This is a genomic window from Rhodococcus sp. PvR099 (assembly GCF_017833315.1).
Classification (GTDB): domain Bacteria; phylum Actinomycetota; class Actinomycetes; order Mycobacteriales; family Mycobacteriaceae; genus Rhodococcus_G; species Rhodococcus_G oryzae.
The window spans coordinates 5,391,547-5,411,137 of sequence record NZ_JAFIBV010000001.1 but is presented as its reverse complement, the minus strand read 5'-3'; the positions used below and the strand labels follow the sequence as shown (position 1 = coordinate 5,411,137).

Genomic DNA, 19,591 nt, shown 5'->3' with positions numbered 1-19,591 from the left:
ACCATTGTGCCCGCGGCGTCACCCATGGATCTTCTTGCCCTCGGCGAACATCTGCACGAACTTCTCGATCCGGCGGGCGCGGGTCTCCGGCTTCTTCGCCTCCTGCAAGCGGTAGCAGACCGCGTAGCGGTTGACCTTGTTCAGGGTGCCGAAGAACTCCTCCGCCGCGGGGACCAGTGCCAGCGCCTCCAGGAAGTCCTGCGGCACGGTCGCGGTGGACTGCGCCTCGTAGGCCCGCTCCCAGCGGCCGTCGGCCCTGGCTGCCTCGATCTCCGCCAGCCCCGACGGCTGCATCAGGCCGTCGGCGATCAGCCGCTCGGCCTTCTCCCGGTTCCGCTTGGACCACGGGCTGCGCCTGCGCCGGGGGGTGAAACCGCGCAGCGAGAAGTCGTCGTCGCACTTGCGGGCCTGACCGTCGATCCAGCCGAAGCACAGCGCGACCTCGACGGCCTCGTCCCAACTGGGGCTGGTCTGGGCCGACCCCTTCTTCGCGAACTTGAGCCAGATGCCGGGTGAGCTGTCGTGGTGCGCGGCCAGCCACTCGCGGAAGCTCACCTGGTCCGGGAAGTGCTCGATGCTGCGTTCTGCGGGGCGAGCGGAGCGACGGGGGGTGTTTCCAGCCATGGTTCCAACGTAGGCGGCGACCACGACAGGGTCTTGAACAAACGCGCCGCTATCGGCGGCCAGTCGCCATGCCCGCCCACACCCGCACGAAGCCCTGCGACAGGTACGCGAGGGTGCCGAGGCTCAGCACCCACTTGGTGATGCTGACCGTCGACGTCGCGCGCACCACCGGGTCGGTGATGCGGTCGCGGTGGTCGAGCAGGTACAGGTCGACCACGTTCTCCACGTAGTCCGCGGCCGCGGCGACGACCGGGGCCGCGTACAGCGCGCGCCGGGTGGTCGGGGACAGATCGGAGAGCTGGCCGAGCCGCTTGGCACCGGTGCACAGGGCGACCCCGTAGATGACCGGATGGATCATGTCCGGCCCGAAATGACTGCGGAACCGGGCCGTCTCCGCCTCGTCCATGCTGTCGAGGACGGCCCGATAGGAGCCGGCGGACATCGCGGTCTGGGTCTTGAGGAGCTTGGGCCCTGCGGGGCCGAGCAACCGCGCGATGTTGGCCTGCGAGAGCAGATATGCGGCGGACCAGCCGATGAGCTTGCCGTCGAGCGCAGTCAGTGTCATATCCCGATCGTAGGATCGATGGCGATGACCGAATCGACCCCACCCCACGGCACACCGGAGGCGGTGCTGCACCCCGACGAGGCCGCCGAGCGCTTCACCGTCGCACGGCGGCACCCACGAGAGTCACTGGCGCCCTTCGTCGAGTACATCTGGATCGTGCACTGGGCGGTCGACGGCACCCACGAACAGCAGGTGCTCCCGCAGCCGAGGATCCACCTGGCCGCCGAGGAAGGCCGACTGCTCGTGCACGGGGTGAGCCGCGATCCGTTCAGCCGAAAGCTGATGGGAACCGGGCACGTGATCGGCGTGGCGTTCCGGGCGGGAGGGTTCCGTCCGTTCCTACGGTCGAGCGTCGGCGCGCTCGAGGGCACCGTGCAGCCCGCTGGGGACCTCCTCGGTCGGGGCGACGGCCCGGTCGCGGCCGCGGCGCTCGACACCGTCGACGACGACGAGATGACCGCGCTCGTCGAGGACTACCTCGAAGCCCTACGGCCGGAACGCGATCCGTCCGCTGAGCGCGTCGCCGCGCTGATGGACCGGATCGAGCACGACCCGAGCATCCACCGGGTCGACGAGGTGGCCGCGCTGGCCGGGATGAGCGTGCGCAGTCTGCAAAGGATGTTCACCGAGTACGTCGGCATCGGGCCCAAATGGGTGATCCAGCGTCACCGCCTGCTCGACGCCGCCGAGCAGGCGCACAGCGGACACCCCGTGGTGTGGGCGGAGTTGGCGGACCGGCTCGGGTACAGCGACCAGGCGCACCTGATCCGCGCGTTCACCGCGGCGGTCGGGACCCCACCCGCCACCTACGCGAGACAAGCCGGGAGCTGGCGGCCCCGCGGGTAGGCTCCGGTTCGGGTCGGGCCGACGACGGGGGGCTGCGGATGCGGCAGTGGTTGGCGACGTTCTGGGATCGGCCGCCGGGATGGTCGCTGCTGGCCACCACCGCGCTGGTGTGCGGGGCGGCGTTGTGGGCGTTCACCTTTCCTACGCCGAACAGCTGGATCCTGATCCTGTTCTGTCTCTGGCCCGCGGCGCTGATCGCGATCTGCTGGACCGCCAAGACCGCGACCTTCCTCGCGCGCCGCAATCCCTGGTCCCCTTGGATCCTCGCGGTGCCCTTGGTCGCGCTGATCAGCGCCGCGCTGCTCGTTTTCGACGCACCACTGCAGGCGCGCTGGCAGTTCTCGCAGTCGGACTTCGCGGCGTCCGTCGAGGAGATCCGGTCCGGCGCCAACCGGAGCGACTTCGACGGCGGGATCGGCGGTTACGACATCCGGGACGTGCGCACGCACGGGGACAACGTCTACTTCGTGGTCTCCGACAGCGGCTTCCTCGATGACGACGGTGTGGCCTATCTGCCGGACGGGGAGCCCACGACGCCCGACCCGGTGGGCGAGGGCGTGCAGGTCTGGCACCTGCGCGGCCCCTGGTATTCGTTCAGTGCGGGGTGGTGACCCGGCGGCAGGCGATCAGTCCGCGAGGAACGCCGTGACGGCGGCCTCGAACTGGTTCGGCCGGTCGCGGTGCACGCTGTGGCCGACCTTGATGGTGATGGCCTCGCACCGCGAGATGGCGGCCGTGGCAGCGGCCAGCCGGTCCGGATCGACCATCCCACCCGGACCGCCGCTGATCACGAGGGTCGAGGCGGTGATCCCGGGCAGATTCTGCCACCACACCGGGTTCGGTTCGCGGAACTGGGCCAGCGCGCTGCGGGTCATCGACCGGTCGAACGCGAGGACCGCACGCGGGTGTCGGACCACCCCGGTCACCGCGTGCCAGAGTTCGACCGGCGTCGGCAGCCTGCTGCTCATCCGCCCCAGCGTCTCCCCGGTCCGGAGCGGGAGGGGCGCCTCCTCGAGAACCAGCCGCCGCACCAGGTCCGGGCGCGCCTGCGCGACCAGCGAGGCCGTGTGCCCGCCGAGCGAGTGCCCGACCAGGTCCACCCGTTCGAGCCGGAGGTGGTCGCACAGATGCAGGAGGTCGTCGCCGAACTGGGGGAACAGATAGGACGGTGCGTGCGCGCTGCGGCCGTGGCCACGCAGGTCGAGGGTGACGACCCGGCGCCCACGGCCGACCAGGGTCCTGGCGAACCGGTCCCAGGTGTGACTGTCGCCGCCCATGCCGTGCACCAGGATCACCGGAACCGGGTCGGCGCCACCGGAATCGCGAAAGGAGAGCTCGACGTCGTCGGCGGTCGTGGCGGTCATCAGCATCACCGTGCGCAACCGCCCTTCGCAGCCTCGGCCATCTCGTCCGAGGCCACGTGGTGAGGTTACCCAGGCCGCTTCGCGAGGACAGCCGAGGGCCGCAGGTCCAGCCGCCGCAGCAGCTGCGCGTTGATCGCGACGACGACCGTCGAGGCCGACATCAACAGCGCCCCGACCTCCATCGGGAGGGTGAACCCCCACGGCGCGAGCACCCCGGCCGCGAGCGGCACCGAGATCAGGTTGTATCCCGCCGCCCAGCTCAGGTTCTGGATCATCTTCCGGTAGGTCGCACGGGAGAGTTCGATCACCGACAGCACCGAGCGGGGGTCGTCGCTGGCGAGCACCACACCCGCGGACGCGATGGCCACGTCGGTGCCCGCACCGATCGCGATCCCCACGTCGGCCTGCGCCAGCGCGGGCGCGTCGTTGACGCCGTCCCCCACCATCGCGACCTTGCAGCCCGCGGACTGCAGGGCCTTGACCTTGGCACCCTTGTCCTGCGGGAGGACACCGGCGAAGACCTCGTCGATTCCCAGTCGCTGCGCGACCGACTGAGCAACCGCCTCCGCGTCCCCGGTGATCATGGCGACGTGCACGCCACGCTCGTGCAGGTCGTCGATGGCCTGCTTCGATTCGGGACGGATCTCGTCGGCGAGGGCCACGGCCCCGGCGACCGCACCGTCTCGGATCACGTGCAACACGGTCGAACCCTGGCCGGACCATTCGTCGGCCTGCGTCAGGGCGGCGAGGCCGTGGCTCGCGAGCATTCCCGGTCCACCGACGCTGACCTCCGCGCCCGCGACGGTGCCGGTCACCCCCACCCCGTTGCGCGCGTGGAAGGCGGTTGCCGCCCGTACGGCGAGTCCGCGCTGCTCGGCGGCGGCGACGATGGCCCCGCCGAGGGGGTGCTCACTGTCGCGCTCGACGGCGGCGGCCAGCTCGATGACCTGGTCCTCGGTGTGCCCGGGCGTCGCCGCGACGGAGACGACGGCGGGCTCCCCCTTGGTAAGAGTGCCGGTCTTGTCGAACAGCACGGCGTCGACCGTGCGCATCGACTCGAGGGCCCTGCGGTCCGTGATCAGCACACCGGCGCGGGCCGCCCGCTCGGTGGCGATGGAGACGACCAGCGGGATCGCCAGGCCGAGCGCGTGCGGGCAGGCGATGACGAGAACGGTGATGGTGCGGGTGACCGCGGATTCGGGGGCGCCGAGGATCAGCCAGGCGACGGCGGTGAGCACCGCGGCGCCGAGCGCGAACCAGAACAGCCAGCCCGCGGCCCGGTCCGCCAGCACCTGGGCCCGCGACGACGAACTCTGCGCCTCGCTCACCAGCCGCTGGATACCTGCGAGCGCGGTGTCGTCCCCGACCGCGGTGATCTGCACGCGCAGAGCCGAATCGGTGGTGACCGTGCCCGCGACGACCCGGTCGCCCGGCGCGCGGCGGACCGCCGCCGACTCACCGGTGATCATCGACTCGTCCACGTCGGCCGCGCCGGAGACGACCGTTCCGTCGGCCGGGATCCGGCCGCCGGGCCGGACGATGACGAGGTCGCCGGCCGTCAGCTCGGAGGTCGGCACGGTGACCGGCTCGTCGCCGTCGAGCCGCTCCGCCTCGTCCGGCAGCAGTGCCGCGAGGGATTCGAGTGCGCTCGACGCCTGCCCCAGCGAGCGCATCTCGATCCAGTGCCCGAGCAGCATGATCACGATGAGGAGCGCGAGCTCCCACCAGAAGTCCAACTCGTGGTTCAGGATTCCGAGGCTCGCGCCCCAGGACGCGACGAAGGCCACGGTGATGGCCAGCGCGATCAGCAGCATCATCCCGGGCTGGCGGGCCTTGATCTCGGCGACCGCGCCCGTGAGGAAGGGTTTGCCGCCCCAGACGTACATCACCGTGCCGAGGACCGGCGAGATCCAGGTGACGGGTCCGCTGTGCGGCAGCCTGTACCCGATCAGGTCGGCGAACATCGCATTGGCGAGCACAACCGGAACGGCGATCGCGAGCATGATCCAGAACAGCCGCCGGAACTGCCCGACGTGGTCGCCGTGACCGGCGTGGCCCGCGTGACCTTCCTGGCCGCCATGGCCGCCATGGCCGCCATGACCTTCGTGGCCGTTGCGGCCGTGATCGTGCACCTTGTGGCCGCCGACGACGGTCGCCTGATCGTGTCCGCGCCCCGCATGTTCGGCGGGTGCCCGATGTCCGGCATGAGTTCCGCGACCCGAAGCCATGACCCGACGATATACCCATAGGGGGTACCCTGCAAGGTGGCGAACAGCACCCGGACCTCACTCGTACACGCCCTCCACGGTCCAGACCCCCTCGGCGCAGATCAGCAACAACGCCCTCGGCTCGTCCAGCAGCACCTGCGCCCTGGCCGCCCGCTGTGCCGCCGCCGGATCCCACCAACGCTCGTCCACCGGCCACGGCCCCGCCCAGCCCTGCAGCTCCCACTTCCGCCTGCCCCAGCGCAGCCGGACCGGCGCCGCGCTGAACGCACCGCGCTCGGTGACCAGCACGGCCGCGCCGTCCGCCCCCTCCAACGCCACCCGCGGCCGGCCCGACAGCACGGCCGAGGGCGACGGTTCGGGCAGCCGCCCAGGCCAGGGCGCGGAGGGGTCCGCGGCCGGTCTCAGCTCATCCCCGAGAGGCAGCAGGGTGACCCGCTCGAACGGCCCCCTGCCGCCGCTGAGCACCGCCACCTGAACCGCATCACCCCCGAGCAGACCCTGCACGCGCACCAGCGCCCGCCTGGCCCGCTCGTCCTCGGCGCCGACCCCGCCCCACAACCCCAGTTGCAGCGCGCCCGCCGCGACCACCTCCACGGGCTCGAGGCGCAACACCTCGATGCCCGCCGTCGGCCGCGACTCGCTGCGTCCGGTGAGCCAGCCGTCCAGCTGCCAGCGCACCCGGTCCGCCGTGCCCTCGGGCGTGAGCGGTTCCGCGCACCGCCAGGTCCGCGAAAGATGTTCCCCGTTACCAGTGCTCGCATGGACCAGCAGCCTGGTGCACGCGACCGACGCGGCGGACAGCTTGGCGTGCAGCCGCTCGGCCAGTGCCCGCCCCGCGAAGGCAGCCACGTCCACCCGCTCGATCGGTGGATCACAGCGCTGTTCGACGTCCAGGTCCGGTGGCAGCCGCCGTGCCGATGGCGGACGCTCGGGCTCCCCGCGCGCACTGCGGTGCGCCGACACCGCATCGGAACCGAACCGGGACGCCACCGCCACCGGGGTCAACGCCGCGAAGTCGCCGATGGTCCGCAGCCCCAACCGTTGCAATAGATCGACCAGGTCCGCGCGCCCCTTCGCCGCCAGGCTCGGCTCCGCGGCGAGCTCGGCCACCGGGATCGGGGCGAGGAACTCGGCACCCTCTCCCGGGGGGACCAGAGCGGCCCTGCGGGCGGCGATCACCGCGGTGGACAGCTCGTCCGCGATCCCCACCTGACACTCCACCCCCGCCGCCGAGGCCTCGTCGATCAGCCGCTCGGCGGCGGCGGGCTCGGAGCCGAAATAGCGGCTGACCCCGCGCGCGGCGAGCACCAGCAACCCAGGCCGCAACACCTCCACGCCCGGCGCCACCGCATCGATCGCCGCGGCAACCGGCTCGAACAGCCGGGCGTCCCGGCCCACGTCGACCACGAACACGTGCAGCCCCGGGCAGCGCCCCTGCGCCTCCCTCTTGCGCAATCCCCTGCGCACCCCCTCCGACCGCGCCGTCGCCGAGCAGGCCACGACACGATTTCCCAGCGTCACCGCGACGGGTTCCGTCGGGGGCAGATCAGCCGCCGCCGCGGCCGCGATCGCGGGCCAGTCGGGACACCAGAGCGCCAGCACCCGCGCGGATTCACCGGGGGTCACAGCGACACCGCTTCCTGGAACGCCCCTGGCTGCCGCACCGTCTCCGCCGTCCACTCCACCCGGCCGCGAACCGGCCGCAGATCGAGATGGGTGGTGCGGGGCTGGAACGCCCGACCCCTCGCGCTGACCGCCAGCCGCAGCGCGCGCAGCCGCCCGCGCCCCAGTTCGGCGCCCTGCCCCATCCCGTCGTAGCCGCACACCCTTGCCTCGAGCCGGACCTCCGCGCCGTCCCAGTGCCCGTCCGTCACCACCAGGGTCGAGCCCTTGCTCCGCGCCCTCGCCACCACCGCACGCGCCCGCGAGGGCGGCACCGCGAGCCCGCCGAGACCCAGCACCACCAGGTCCAGCCCGTCGAGCAGGACGGCCGCGACCTCCACCGGGTCCGGGCCCGGGTCCGGGATCAACGCGAGCCTGCCGAGCTCGGCCCCCATCTCCGTTGCGGCCAGCAGACCCAGCCGGGGCAGGCCGATCACCGCCGCGTGACCGCCGGCCTCGGTCACCGAGGCGAGCAGGCCGAGCAACAACGAGCCCGCCCCCGACACGGACACCACCGAACCCCGCGCCAGCCCCCCGCGCGGCAGCAGCGACGCCAGCGCGGGAGGAACGGGGAGGATGCCCGCGGACCCGGCGGGCTGCGGGAGCCCCTGGTCCTCGGCCGGCTGCGGCACGGGCCGGGCCGCAACCGATTCGCCCCGCGCGGGCACGGCAGCCATCCGGCGCCGGAGCTGCTCGAGCCGTTCCTGCCTCGACAACCCGGCCAGGTCCGACCGTCCCGAATCGGCCACCTCGGACATCGCACCAACCACCGACACCACCGTCTCCCACCTTTGCTCCACCGCCGTCACGGCCGGTCGATCACCCACGGGGAAGACGCGGTTATCGAACACGCATTCGAACTCTTCTCAGTAAAGACCCTCCTCCCGACATCCGTCAAGACGAGGGGAAACCGCCAGTTCAGCGTCCGCTCGAGACGTCCGGTCGCGCCCTCCACTAACCTCTCGGATGTGACGGAGCAAGAACAGTCGAAGCGGATCGCCGGACCGGATTACCTGGTGGCGGGCCGCTACCGACTGCGCTCCAAGCTGGGCAGCGGCGGCATGGGCGCGGTCTGGCTGGCACAGGACACGCTGCTGCACCGCGAGGTCGCCATCAAGCAGGTCACCTCGACGGCCGGGCTGACCGAGGAGGCCGCGCAGGAGATCCGGGCGCGGGCCATGCGCGAGGGCCGGATCGCGGCGAAGCTGTCGCACGACCACGCGATCGCCATGTACGACGTCGCACTCGAACACGGCGACCCATGGCTGGTCATGGAGTACCTGCCCTCACGCAGCATGGCCCAGGCCCTCAACGTCACCGAGACACTGCCGCCGCTCCAGGTCGCACAGATCGGGGCCCAGGTGGCCGACGCCCTTGTCGACGCGCACGAGGCGGGCATCGTGCACCGCGACATCAAGCCGGGCAACATCCTCATCGCCGATCGGGGGCGGGCGGCGGGCACGGTGAAGATCAGCGACTTCGGGATCTCCCGGGCCAAGAGCGATGCCACCCCCACCCAGTCCGGCGTGATCACCGGCACCCCGGCCTATTTCGCGCCTGAGGTCGCGCGCGGGGGCGATCCCACCGAGGCCTCGGACGTGTTCTCGCTCGGTGCAACGCTGTACACGGCCACCGAGGGACAGCCGCCGTTCGGGATCGACGAGGACTCCATCGCCCTGTTGCACCGGGTGGCGAAGGCGGAGATCATGCGGCCGGTCAAGAGCGCCGAGATCACCGACGCACTGCTGCACATGCTCGAGCCGGACCCCTCCCGCAGGCCCACCATGAGCGAGGCCCGCGATCTGCTCGCCTCGCTCGCGGCAGGCGCGGGCGGCAACCTCTCCTATGTCCTCGACTCGCCGCTGTTGGAGGCCGACGGCACGGTCCCGTTCTGGGCCAGGCGCGGCGCCGCGGGCGGGCAGGTGCGCCGCTCGAACCGGCTTCCCACCAGCACCATCGCGGGCCTGCCCGCGGTCGACCAGAACGTCCCGCTCGGCAATGTCCCCCGCCCCGGACCCCGGGTGCCCGGGCCGCCGAGCCTGGCCGTGAACCCGGCGGCCCCTGCGCCGTCGCGCCGGTCCGTCCCCACCCCGCCGATGGCGCTCGTGCTGACGCTCATCGCGATCGCCGCCATCGCCGTCGTGGTCCTGACCATCGCGCTGATCACGATGTGACCGGCCGGTCGACGGACTCGCTTCGAGTCAGTCGATCTGACGCCGGTGCGCCCACCGGGTGAGCGCGTTCCTGTTGGACTGCTGGGTCTTTCGCAGCACGTTCGAGGCGTGGGTCTCGACCGTCTTCACCGAGATCACCAGGTCCTCGGCGATCTCGCGGTAGGTGTACCCACGGGCGAGCAGCCGCAGCACCTCCAGCTCACGCGGGGTGAGCGAGTCCAGCTCGGGATCGAGCGGCGGCTCCGGGGCGGCCGACTTCCCCGTGAAGGAGTCGAGCACGAAGCCCGCCAGACGGGGTCCGAACACCGCGTCGCCACCTGCAACCCGGCGTACCCCGTCCGCGAGCTCGGATCCGGAGATGGTCTTGGTGACGTAGCCACGAGCGCCGGCCCGGATCACCGCGATGACGTCCTCCGCCGCATCGGACACGCTCAGCGCCAGGCACACCGGCCCCGCCGCGATGCCACCGAGCACGGCCACCCCGCCGCCGTCCGGCATGTGCACGTCCAGGAGCACCACATCGGGTGTCGTGGCGTTGATGCCCGCGATCGCCTCGGCCACCCCGCCCGCCTCGCCGACGACCTCGATATCCGGTTCCGATCCGAGCTCGGCCCGCACCCCGGACCTGAACACGGCATGGTCGTCGACCAGAAATACGCGATACGCGGTGGTGGGGGTGCTCACCTGGGCTGCTCCTCGGGACGGGACTGGGGATCGGACTCGGGCTGGATCTCGGGATGCGGCATCAGCTGTCGCGACCACTCTAGAACAGCGGCCTCCTCGGCCGTGGGCCCCGCGCCCTCGTCGCTCGGAGGCCCGTCGTGCCCATTGCCGTTGCGGGGCATCTGAATCCGTACCTCGGTCCCGCGTCCCACCGTGGAACGCACCTCCACCACGCCGCCACGGCGTTCGATCCGGGCCCGGATCGACTTGGCCAGGCCCTGCCGATCCTCCGGCACCGCGTCCACATCGAAACCGGTACCGCGGTCGCGCACAAACACATTCACCTCGTCGGCCTCCGCCTCGGCGAACAGGTCGACATTCGTCTCGCCGGAATGCTTGGCGGCGTTGACCAGTGCCTCGCGGGTGGCGCCCAGCAAGGCCGTGATGCTCTCCTTCGACAACCCGGACTCGGCAGGGCCGACGTCGAGCCGGACATCTCCGACGGTGACCGGGCGCACCGTGATGCCGTGCTGGTCCTCGACCTCACCCGCGATGGTCCGCAGCGCCTCGGCCAGGCTGGCGTGCGCGGCCTCCCCGCCGTCGAACAGCCACTTGCGCAGCTCGCGTTCCTGGCCGCGCGCGAGGCGTGTGACCTCCTGCGGTCGGTCGGCCTGCTTCTGGATCAGCGCCAGCGTCTGCAGCACCGAATCGTGCAGGTGCGAGGCGATCTCCTCGCGCTCCTCGTTCCGGATCCGGGCGGCCCGCTCGTCACCGAGATCCCGCCACATCCGCAGCCACAGCGGCACGGTCAGCAGCCCGGCGCCGATCAGCGTCACCAACACCGCCAGCAGCGACGACCGCAGCGAGTTCAGGTCGACCCGCGCGATCACCACCACGCCGAGGCCGATCACGATGAGGCTGGCACCGCCGAGCACCCGCGCCCAGGTCAGCACCGTCGGCCGCTGTGGCAGCCCGAGCGCCGAACGCGGCCCGCCCGAATCGAACTCGCGCCACACCAGCGCAGCACCGACGGCCACCACGATCACCGGGGCTATCACCGACGCCGCGCTGCCGCTGAACAGCCAGGCCAACGACGCGGACAGCGCCAGTCCGATCACCGCGAGCCCGAGGGCCCGGCGTCGCTCGACGGGGCTCGGCGGCTCGGTATCCGAGCCGGGAGGGGTGAAGATCCACAGCAGCCCGTAGGCGACGATGCCCGCCCCGGCCAGCGCGGCGAGGAACACGAACGCCACCCGCACCTTGAGGACGTCTATGCCGAGATGGTCGGCGATCCCGCCCGCGACACCACCGACCACCCGACCGCCGACACGGCGCTCGAGGCGGGAGTAGGGCGCCTCTCCGGTGGGGAGGGCACGCGGGACCGGCTGCACAACATCGATGGTGGCACGCCGACCGCCCGACGCGCATCAGGGTCCGACCCTGAACCGACCGCGGGCACCCCGACCTGGTCCCCGGCGAAAGATCAGGGTTTCTCCCGATGTGCACGGCGGCCTGCGCCGACGACGATTGTCATCATGAGCAATCCGAACTTCCAGGAACAGCTGCACGAGTTGTGGCGCACCCGTCCGGTGCGGTTGCCCAGGCAGGGGCCGATCGCGGGCGTCGCCGCGGGAATCGGCCACCGCTACCGCGTGGATCCCGTGCTGATCCGGGTCGCCTTCGCGGTGTCGACCGTCTTCGGCGGGGTCGGCATCGTCCTCTATCTCGCCGGCTGGCTGCTGCTCCCCCAGGCGGGCGACCAGACGTCCGCGGCGGAATCGCTCGTCGGCCGCGGGCACAGTTCGGAGTCCGGCACCAAGACGGTGGTGCTCGCTGTCGCGCTGATCATCGCGCTAAGCACGCTCGGTCCCGTCGGCGTCGGGGCGGGCGGCTCCGGCCTGATCAGCCTCGCGCTGATGCTCGGCGGCCTGTGGCTGCTCTACCAGCGCACACCGGTGCCACCGGGGCTGCCCGCGGATGCTCATCCGGCGACCGCTCACCCCGGCGCGATGTTCCCGCCGAGCCCGTTCCCGTCGACCACGTTCCCGTCGACGACGCCGTACACGGTCGGCGCGTACGCGACGCTGCCGCAGACCTACGAGCCCTCCACACCGCCCACCGCCCCGACGCCGGAGCCGGCAGCGGCAGCACCCGCCGACGCGGCCGAGGCCGCCGCAGCTCCAGCTCCCGAGGCAGCTGCTGCTCCCGAGGACATGGCCGCCGCTGCCGGCCCGGGCGCGAGCACGGACACCGGCGCGGTCACGACCGACGTCCCCCAGCCGCCGGCCTGGGACCCGCTCGGCGTCGCCCCCTTCGCGTGGGATCTCCCCGAGCCCACCCCGCCCGCACCGCCCGTGCTCCCGAAACCACCGAAGTCCCGCCTCACCACCACGGTGCTCGGCCTGGCCATCATCGCGGCCGCGGCCACATGGGCGGTCAGCTCGGCCACCAACGCGGAGTGGCTGACCCCCGCCCGGATCGGGGCCGTCGCGCTCGCCGTGATCGGCATCGGGATGCTCATCGGGGCCTTCCTGCGGAGGGGCTACGGACTGCTCGTCGTGACCGGTCCCCTGATCGGCTTCGTCCTGTTGGCCTCGCTGATCGGGCCCATCGACTGGAACGCCGAGAACATGGGCGACAAGACCTGGACACCCACGGCCGCCGACCTCCAACCCGAATACTCGGGCCGGATGGGAGATTTCACGCTCGACCTGCGTTCCGTCCAGCTCGACAAGGACAGAACGGTGGACGTGGACCTCAACTTGGGTTCGTTCACGGTTCTCGTCCCCCCGAACATGGACGTGAAGAATACGTGCTCGATGGCGTTCGGGGAGGCCAACTGCCTGCCCGAGGGCATCAACGGTGGGGCCGACGGAACCGGCGGCCCCGTACTGACACTCAACATGGACGGAACGTTCGGAGAGATGCGGGTGGATCGTGGCTGAGAACACCGAAACCACAGACAAGGCGGGGCGCCGCCCCTCGGCACTGCTCTTGCTCTCGGGACTGGCCGCGCTGCTGGTCAGCGTGTGGGCCCTGATCGGGCCGTTCCACTTCGAATCCCTCGGCGACGCCCAGTTCCGGTGGATCGTCGTGATCGCCGCGGTGGTCGCCGGATTGATCCTGGTCTTCGCCCCCGGCCGTCGTAAATAGTGCAGGCGATCCCCGACTCCTACGGCGCCCGGGTGCGTTCCTACGCCCCGGACGCCGAGGAGTGGTTGCGGCGACTGCCCGGGCTGATCGCGCGCCTGCTGAACGAGTGGGGGCTCACCAGGGACGGCTCCCAGCTCTGGCACGGCAATGTCGCCGTCGTGATCCCGGTACTGCTGCCCGACCGCACGCCTGCCGCGCTGAAGGTGTCGTACCCTGCCGCCGAGTCCGCGAGGGAGTCGGCGGCACTCGCGCGCTGGGACGGCAGCGGCGCGGTCCGCATGCTGCGCGCGGACCCCGACGAGCAGGCGATCCTGCTCGAACGCCTGGATCCGACTCGGTCGCTGCTGAGCGTGCCGGTGCCGCAGGCGATCCCGATCTGGGGCGAGCTGATGCGCGGACTGTCGATCATCGTGCCGGACGGCGAGTTCGACACCCTGCCGGACCTGGCCGCGCGCTGGGAGGAGGAACTGCCGGACCTGTGGCGCCGCCTCGGCAGGCCGTGCTCGCAGTGGCTCATCGAGGATGCCGTCGCCGTGTGCCGGGAGCCGGCGGGCAGTGCGGTACTCGTCCACACGGACCTGCATTTCGAGAACATCCTCGCGGGCCCGGACGGCTGGCGGGCCATCGACCCCAAGCCGCTGTCCGCGGTCGGTGAGTTCGCGGTCGCGCCGATGCTGTGGAATCGCTTGGCGGACTTGGACGGCAGGCGCGGCGCGGGACTGCGGACACGCTGTGACGCCCTCGCCGACTCCGCAGGGCTCGACAGGGAACTGGCCCGGCGATGGTCGATCGCGCGCGAGGTGGACAACCATCTCGACTATCTGAGCAACGGCGAGGCCGCAGACGCGCAGCGTTCGTTGTGGGTCGCGACCGCGCTGTCCGGGCGCGAGGACCCCCATGTCGACCCGGCCGCGCTGGCCGCACCCTGAGACGCCGGAGCGGAGCCTGCGCAGCGACCCTGACACGGCCCCGAGTCCTCCCGACGAAAGATCGGGGTGCTTCCCGATGGTGCGCGCCGCGGCCGGTCGACAGTATTGATCACATGATCACGAACGAGACCGCGACGCCGAAAAGCACTTTCCTCCAGGACCTTCCGCAGCGACTGCCCGATGAGGGACTGATCGCGGGCGTCGGCGCCGGGATCGCACGCCGACTGAACGTGAGCACGACGAGCGTCCGGCTGGCCCTACTGCTCTCGCTGCTGTTCGCCGGCGCGGGTGTCCCCGTCTACCTCGCCGCCTGGCTCCTCATGCGAAAGCCGGACGAGACGAGGTCGATGGGCGAGTCGCTGCTCAGCACGGATACCGGCGAGTCCAAGACCATGCCGATCGTGCTGGCCACCGCGACCGTCATCACCGCGGTCGGCTGCGCCCTCCCGGTCGGCGCGGGCCTGCTCGGTATGATCGCACTGGTCGGCGGCTACCTGTACCTGGACGGCCGGAAATGACTGTGCGCGTGTTGCACCCCGGTCGGGGTGCAACACGCGCACAGGGCGGCGGAGCCGCCTACTCCCACTCGATGGTGCCCGGCGGCTTGCTGGTCACGTCCAGCACCACCCGGTTCACCTCGGCCACCTCGTTGGTGATGCGGGTGGAGATCCGCTCGAGCACGTCGTACGGCAACCGCGTCCAGTCCGCGGTCATGGCATCCTCACTGGAGACCGGGCGCAGCACGATCGGGTGACCGTAGGTGCGGCCGTCGCCCTGCACACCGACACTGCGCACGTCGGCGAGCAACACCACCGGGCACTGCCAGATCTGCCCGTCCAGGCCCGCGGCCGTCAGCTCTTCGCGCGCAATGGAATCCGCCTGGCGCAGCGTCTCCAACCGGTCCTGGTCGACCGAGCCGACGATACGGATCGCGAGGCCGGGGCCGGGGAACGGCTGCCGGGCGACGAGCTCCTCCGGCAGGCCGAGCGCGCGGCCGACCGCACGGACCTCGTCCTTGAACAGCAGCCGCAGCGGCTCGACCAGCTTGAACTGCAGGTCCTCCGGCAGACCGCCGACGTTGTGGTGACTCTTGATGTTCGCGGTGCCGGTGCCGCCGCCGGACTCGACGACGTCCGGGTACAGGGTGCCCTGGACCAGGAAGTCGACGGTCTCGCCGTGCGCGGCGCTCTCGCCGAGCACCTCGGAGACCGCGCCCTCGAAGCTGCGGATGAACTCGCGGCCGATGATCTTGCGCTTGGTCTCCGGATCGGTGACGCCCTCGAGCTCACCGAGGAAGGTGTCGACCGCGTCGACGGTGATCAGCTTCGCGCCGGTCGCGGCCACGAAGTCCTGCTGGACCTGCTCGCGCTCGCCCGCCCGCAGCAGGCCGTGGTCGACGAACACACAGGTGAGCTTGTCGCCGATCGCGCGCTGGACGAGCGCCGCCGCCACCGCGGAATCGACGCCGCCGGACAACCCGCAGATCGCCTGTCCGTCGCCGACCTGCTCGCGGACCTGCTCGATCAGCGACTCGGCGATATTCGCGGCGGTCCAGCTGGACGGGATGCCCGCGATCTCGTGCAGGAAGCGGCTCAGCACCTGCTGGCCGTGCGGGGAATGCAGCACCTCGGGGTGGTACTGGACGCCCGCGAGGCGCCGGGCGCGGTCCTCGAACGCGGCGACGGGCGCGCCCGCGCTGGTGGCGGTCACCTCGAAGCCCTTGGGCGCATCGGTGACCGCGTCGCCGTGACTCATCCACACCGGCTGGGTGGTGGGCAGGCCCTCGTGCAGCACGCCGCCGTCCACGCTGAGCTGGGTGCGTCCGTACTCGCGGGTTCCTGTGTGGGTGACGGTGCCGCCGAGCGCGCCCGCCATCGCCTGGAATCCGTAACAGATGCCGAACACCGGGATGTCATGGTCGAAGAGCCGGGCGTCCAGCTGCGGGGCGCCTTCCTCGTACACGCTCGACGGTCCGCCGGAGAGGATCACCGCGAGCGGCTTGCGCTCGACGATCTCCTCGATGGTCGCCGTGTGCGGGACCACCTCCGAGTAGACGTTCGCCTCCCGCACCCGGCGAGCGATCAGCTGCGCGTACTGCGCCCCGAAATCGACGACGAGAACGGGCTGCTGCTGAGCTGGGCCGGAGTGCTGGGTATCTGCCACGTGGCCAGTCTAATCGGCCCAGCTCCCCCGCCCCGCGCACCCCATCACCGGCTACGCCTGCCCCGAACGCAGGAAGCCCCCGACCGCACGAGTCGGGGGCTTCCTGGAGTCGAACGGCGGTCAGGCCGCGCCGGTTCCGGTCTTCTCCTGAGCGGCACCGCCGCTGCCCTCATGAGCGGCACCGCCGCTGCGGATCTCCACGATGGGCAGCACCAGAGCCGCGGGGGCGCTCGCAGGAACCACCGGACTGTTGGGCGCGATCGGGTTGATCCGCCGGTAGCCCTCGCCCTGCGCCGGACGCAGATCCTGCTCGCCCTTGTTCGGCCACAGCGACGCCGCACGCTCGGCCTGCGCGCTGATCGTCAGCGACGGGTTCACACCCAGGTTCGCCGACACCGATGCCCCGTCGACCACGCTCAGGGTCGGGTAGCCGTACACCCGGTGATAGGGGTCGATGACCCCGTGCTCGCGGTCCGATCCGATCGCGCAGCCACCGAGGAAGTGTGCGGTCAGCGGGATGTTGAAGATCTCGCCCCAGGTGCCACCCGCGATGCCGTCGATCTTCTCCGCGATCCTTCGGGTGGCGTCGTTGCCCGCCGGGATCCAGGTCGGGTTCGGTTCGCCGTGACCCTGCCTGCTCGTGACCTTGCGGCCGAAGACACCGCGCTTGGTGTAGGTGGTGATCGAGTTGTCCAGGTTCTGCATGACCAGGGCGATGATGGTGCGCTCGCTCCAGTTCTTCACCGTGAGCATGCGCAGCATCTGCATCGGGTTCTTCGCGACCACGCCGAGGAATTTCACCCAGCGCGGAGTGGTGCCACCGCCGTCGGTCATCAGCGTCTGCAGCAGACCCATCGCGTTCGAGCCCTTGCCGTAGCGCACCGGCTCGATGTGGGTGTCCGCGGTCGGGTGGAACGAGGAGGTGATGGCGACGCCCTTGGTCAGGTCCATCGCCGGGTCAACCTTCAACTTGCCCGCGCCGACGATCGATTCGGAGTTGGTGCGGGTGAGTTCGCCGAGCTTGTCGGACAGGCGTGGCAGCGAGCCGCTGTCCTTCATCTCGTGCATCAGATGCTGGGTGCCCCAGGTGCCTGCGGCGAGCACGACATTCTGCGCGGTGTAGGTCTTGTGGTTCTTGCGGATCTTGGCGCCGGTGCGCCGGGTCACCACGTCCCAGCTGCCGTCGGAGGCCTCGTGCAGCCCGGTCACCGTGGTCATCGGGATGATCGTGGCCCCGGCCTTCTCGGCGAGGCCGAGGTAGTTCTTCACCAGGGTGTTCTTCGCGCCGTGCCGGCAGCCCGTCATGCACTCGCCGCACTCGATACACCCGGTGCGGTCCGGGCCCGCGCCACCGAAATAGGGGTCCGGGACGGTCTTGCCCGGCTCGCCGAAGAAGACGCCGACCGGGGTCTGGATGAAGGTGTCGCCGACGCCCATGTCCTCGGCCACCGACTTGATGACCTCGTCCGCGGGGGTCATGTGCGGATTCTGCACGACACCCAGCATCTTGCGGGCCTGGTCGTAGTACGGGCTGAGCTCGTCGTGCCAGTCGGTGATGTCACGCCACTGCGGGTCCTCGAAGAAAGAGGCAGGCGGCTTGTAGAGGGTGTTGGCGTAGTTCAGCGATCCGCCGCCGACGCCTGCGCCCGCGAGGATCAGCACATCGCGCAGCAGGTGCACGCGCTGGATGCCGTAGCAGCCGAGCGCGGGCGCCCAGAGGAACCGCTTGAGGTCCCAGCTGGTCTTCGCGAAGTCCGCGTCGGCGTACCGACGGCCGGCCTCGAGAATGCCGACCCGGTACCCCTTCTCCACCAACCGCAGCGCCGTCACGCTGCCTCCGAAGCCGGATCCGACGATCAGGACATCGAAGTCCGTTGCACGCTTGCCCATCTGGACACCTCCACCATGAACCTGGATTAGTTACTCGTCAGTATGCACCGGATCCCTGTGACCGATGCCACAAGGGTTGCCTAAGTGTAACGACAGGTATCAGGAACAGGCAGAATGCCGCCGATGACGGTCAGGCACGCACCGTCAGGCCGACCTTCTGGAACTCCTTGAGGTCCGAGTAGCCGGACTTCGCCATCGAGCGACGCAGTCCACCGACCAGGTTCAACGAACCGTACGGATCGGCCGACGGTCCGGTCAGAACCGTGTCGAGCGACGGGCGGTCACCGAAGGCGACCGGCAGCAGTGCGCCACGCGGCACAGACGGATGCGCGGCAGCCGAAGGCCAGTACCAGCCGCCGCCCGGCGCCTCCGCCGCGACCGCGAGGGGCGCACCGAGGACCGCGGCGTCCGCGCCACAGGCGATGGCCTTGGCCAGGTCGCCCGAGGTGGTGATGTCGCCGTCCGCGATGACGTGCACGTAGCGCCCGCCGGTCTCGTCGAGGTAATCGCGACGCGCGGCCGCGGCATCCGCGATCGCGGTGGCCATGTGCACCCCGATGCCCAGCACCTCGCCGGTGGTCGTGGCGCCCTCGGTGGAGCCGTAGCCGACGATGACACCCGCGGCACCTGTGCGCATGAGGTGCAGCGCCGTGCGGTGATCGCTCACGCCGCCCGCGATCACCGGGACGTCGAGCTCGGAGATGAACGTCTTGAGGTTCAGCGGCTCGCTCTCGCCGTGCGCGACATGCTCGGCGGAGATGATCGTGCCGTGGATCACCAGCAGGTCGATCCCGGCCTTCACCAGCTCAGGCGTCAGTGCGCGCGCGTTCTGCGGGCTGACCCGGACCGCGGTGGTGACACCGGAGTCGCGCACCTGCGCGACGGCCGCCGCGAGCAGGTGCGGCTGGATCGGCGCCGCGTGCAGCTCCTGGAGCCGGGCGATCGGTGCGTCCGGGTCCTCGTCCGTCTCGGCGAGGTGCACCAACTCGGCGAGCTTCGCGTCGACGTCGGCGTGCCGACCCCACAGGCCCTCGCCGTTGATCACGCCGAGCCCACCGCGCTTACCGAGCTCGATCGCGAACGAGGGCGAGACCAGCGCGTCGGTCGGGTGCGCGAGGACCGGGATGTCGAAGCGGTACGCATCGAGCTGCCAGGCTGTCGACACCTCCTTGGAGGACCTGGTCCGGCGGGAGGGGACGATGTCGATGTCGTCCAGCTCGTAGGTGCGACGGGCGGTTCTGCCCATGCCGATTTCAACGAGGTCGCGCACGCGCGCCCCTTTCTTCGTTGTGGCTGATGCTTGCCTGGATCTTCGCTGGAAACTATCCCG

18 protein-coding genes are annotated in these 19,591 nt (G+C 70.9%); 7 read left to right on the top strand and 11 right to left on the bottom strand.

Annotated features, from left to right (window positions below; genetic code table 11):
* Positions 1–18: 18 nt before the first annotated feature.
* Complete coding sequence (locus tag JOE46_RS24965; RefSeq protein ID WP_097210642.1) at positions 19–624, bottom strand: YdeI family protein; 606 nt, start codon at positions 622–624, stop codon at positions 19–21.
* A 49-nt stretch (positions 625–673) separates the two neighbouring features.
* The gene (locus JOE46_RS24960; RefSeq protein ID WP_097210422.1) at positions 674–1,189 is read right to left on the bottom strand and encodes a hypothetical protein; all 516 of its coding nucleotides are present in this window, start codon (positions 1,187–1,189) and stop codon (positions 674–676) included.
* Positions 1,190–1,213: 24 nt separating this feature from the next.
* Here JOE46_RS24960 and JOE46_RS24955 point away from each other — a divergent pair, with 24 nt between their 5' ends.
* Both JOE46_RS24955 and JOE46_RS24950 read left to right on the top strand, forming a co-directional pair.
* Positions 1,214–2,035: an AraC family transcriptional regulator gene (locus tag JOE46_RS24955; RefSeq protein ID WP_097210641.1), complete on the top strand. Its 822-nt coding sequence runs from the start codon at positions 1,214–1,216 to the stop codon at positions 2,033–2,035.
* Between the two features lie 38 nt (positions 2,036–2,073).
* A complete protein-coding gene (locus tag JOE46_RS24950; protein WP_097210421.1) occupies positions 2,074–2,646 on the top strand; it encodes a hypothetical protein in 573 nt (190 codons plus the stop codon).
* Between the two features lie 15 nt (positions 2,647–2,661).
* Here JOE46_RS24950 and JOE46_RS24945 read toward each other — a convergent pair whose 3' ends face one another.
* The 4 genes from JOE46_RS24945 to JOE46_RS24930 are packed head-to-tail and all read right to left on the bottom strand — an operon-like array spanning position 2,662 to position 8,047.
* Positions 2,662–3,405 (bottom strand): alpha/beta fold hydrolase, encoded by a 744-nt coding sequence (locus JOE46_RS24945; protein ID WP_097210420.1) that lies wholly within the window; start codon positions 3,403–3,405, stop codon positions 2,662–2,664.
* A gap of 59 nt (positions 3,406–3,464) precedes the next feature.
* Positions 3,465–5,627 carry a copper-translocating P-type ATPase gene (locus JOE46_RS24940; RefSeq protein ID WP_097210419.1) on the bottom strand — a complete coding sequence of 721 codons (2,163 nt, stop codon included), beginning with the start codon at positions 5,625–5,627 and terminating at the stop codon, positions 3,465–3,467.
* A 57-nt stretch (positions 5,628–5,684) separates the two neighbouring features.
* On the bottom strand, positions 5,685–7,253 hold the full coding sequence (locus JOE46_RS24935; RefSeq protein ID WP_269588387.1) for a DNA polymerase Y family protein: 1,569 nt from the start codon (positions 7,251–7,253) through the stop codon (positions 5,685–5,687).
* Entirely contained in the window at positions 7,250–8,047 is a 798-nt protein-coding gene (locus JOE46_RS24930; RefSeq protein WP_097210639.1) for a hypothetical protein, read from the bottom strand. Before JOE46_RS24930 ends, JOE46_RS24935 begins: the two co-directional genes overlap by 4 nt.
* Positions 8,048–8,257: 210 nt before the next feature.
* On the opposite strand from JOE46_RS24930, the gene JOE46_RS24925 reads away from it, so the two are divergent.
* Positions 8,258–9,463, top strand: a complete 1,206-nt coding sequence (locus JOE46_RS24925; protein WP_179800456.1) for a serine/threonine-protein kinase — start codon at positions 8,258–8,260, stop codon at positions 9,461–9,463.
* 27 nt (positions 9,464–9,490) lie between these two features.
* On the opposite strand, the gene JOE46_RS24920 is transcribed toward JOE46_RS24925, so the two are convergent.
* Both JOE46_RS24920 and JOE46_RS24915 read right to left on the bottom strand, forming a co-directional pair.
* Positions 9,491–10,147, bottom strand: a complete 657-nt coding sequence (locus JOE46_RS24920; RefSeq protein WP_097210418.1) for a response regulator transcription factor — start codon at positions 10,145–10,147, stop codon at positions 9,491–9,493.
* Positions 10,144–11,517, bottom strand: coding sequence for an ATP-binding protein (locus JOE46_RS24915; RefSeq protein WP_097210417.1), 1,374 nt, complete (start codon positions 11,515–11,517; stop codon positions 10,144–10,146). Before JOE46_RS24915 ends, JOE46_RS24920 begins: the two co-directional genes overlap by 4 nt.
* A gap of 144 nt (positions 11,518–11,661) precedes the next feature.
* Here JOE46_RS24915 and JOE46_RS24910 point away from each other — a divergent pair, with 144 nt between their 5' ends.
* From JOE46_RS24910 to JOE46_RS24895, 4 genes are all read left to right on the top strand, one after another.
* On the top strand, positions 11,662–13,071 hold the full coding sequence (locus JOE46_RS24910) for a PspC domain-containing protein (RefSeq protein ID WP_097210416.1): 1,410 nt from the start codon (positions 11,662–11,664) through the stop codon (positions 13,069–13,071).
* Positions 13,064–13,279, top strand: a complete 216-nt coding sequence (locus JOE46_RS24905; RefSeq protein ID WP_097210415.1) for a hypothetical protein — start codon at positions 13,064–13,066, stop codon at positions 13,277–13,279. The genes JOE46_RS24910 and JOE46_RS24905 overlap by 8 nt, the downstream gene beginning before the upstream one ends.
* Before the next feature lie 32 nt (positions 13,280–13,311).
* Positions 13,312–14,208, top strand: a complete 897-nt coding sequence (locus tag JOE46_RS24900) for an aminoglycoside phosphotransferase family protein (protein ID WP_179800455.1) — start codon at positions 13,312–13,314, stop codon at positions 14,206–14,208.
* A gap of 113 nt (positions 14,209–14,321) precedes the next feature.
* Positions 14,322–14,726 carry a PspC domain-containing protein gene (locus JOE46_RS24895; RefSeq protein WP_179800454.1) on the top strand — a complete coding sequence of 135 codons (405 nt, stop codon included), beginning with the start codon at positions 14,322–14,324 and terminating at the stop codon, positions 14,724–14,726.
* Positions 14,727–14,784: 58 nt separating this feature from the next.
* Here JOE46_RS24895 and guaA read toward each other — a convergent pair whose 3' ends face one another.
* The 3 genes from guaA to JOE46_RS24880 all read right to left on the bottom strand — a co-directional run bounded on the left by guaA (position 14,785) and on the right by JOE46_RS24880 (position 19,531).
* Positions 14,785–16,371: a glutamine-hydrolyzing GMP synthase gene (guaA, locus tag JOE46_RS24890; RefSeq protein WP_097210412.1), complete on the bottom strand. Its 1,587-nt coding sequence runs from the start codon at positions 16,369–16,371 to the stop codon at positions 14,785–14,787.
* Between the two features lie 120 nt (positions 16,372–16,491).
* Positions 16,492–18,261, bottom strand: coding sequence for a GMC family oxidoreductase N-terminal domain-containing protein (locus JOE46_RS24885; protein ID WP_097210411.1), 1,770 nt, complete (start codon positions 18,259–18,261; stop codon positions 16,492–16,494).
* Between the two features lie 130 nt (positions 18,262–18,391).
* Entirely contained in the window at positions 18,392–19,531 is a 1,140-nt protein-coding gene (locus JOE46_RS24880; RefSeq protein WP_097210410.1) for a GuaB3 family IMP dehydrogenase-related protein, read from the bottom strand.
* Positions 19,532–19,591 lie beyond the last annotated feature (60 nt).

Coding starts and splice junctions, on each gene's coding strand:
- JOE46_RS24910 (WP_097210416.1), top strand. CDS start 11,662: ATGAGCAATCCGAACTTCCAGGAACAGCTGCACGAGTTGTGGCGCACC.
- JOE46_RS24885 (WP_097210411.1), bottom strand. CDS start 18,261: ATGGGCAAGCGTGCAACGGACTTCGATGTCCTGATCGTCGGATCCGGC.
- JOE46_RS24930 (WP_097210639.1), bottom strand. CDS start 8,047: ATGTCCGAGGTGGCCGATTCGGGACGGTCGGACCTGGCCGGGTTGTCG.
- JOE46_RS24950 (WP_097210421.1), top strand. CDS start 2,074: ATGCGGCAGTGGTTGGCGACGTTCTGGGATCGGCCGCCGGGATGGTCG.
- JOE46_RS24955 (WP_097210641.1), top strand. CDS start 1,214: ATGACCGAATCGACCCCACCCCACGGCACACCGGAGGCGGTGCTGCAC.
- JOE46_RS24940 (WP_097210419.1), bottom strand. CDS start 5,627: ATGGCTTCGGGTCGCGGAACTCATGCCGGACATCGGGCACCCGCCGAA.
- JOE46_RS24895 (WP_179800454.1), top strand. CDS start 14,322: ATGATCACGAACGAGACCGCGACGCCGAAAAGCACTTTCCTCCAGGAC.
- JOE46_RS24965 (WP_097210642.1), bottom strand. CDS start 624: ATGGCTGGAAACACCCCCCGTCGCTCCGCTCGCCCCGCAGAACGCAGC.
- JOE46_RS24960 (WP_097210422.1), bottom strand. CDS start 1,189: ATGACACTGACTGCGCTCGACGGCAAGCTCATCGGCTGGTCCGCCGCA.
- JOE46_RS24945 (WP_097210420.1), bottom strand. CDS start 3,405: ATGCTGATGACCGCCACGACCGCCGACGACGTCGAGCTCTCCTTTCGC.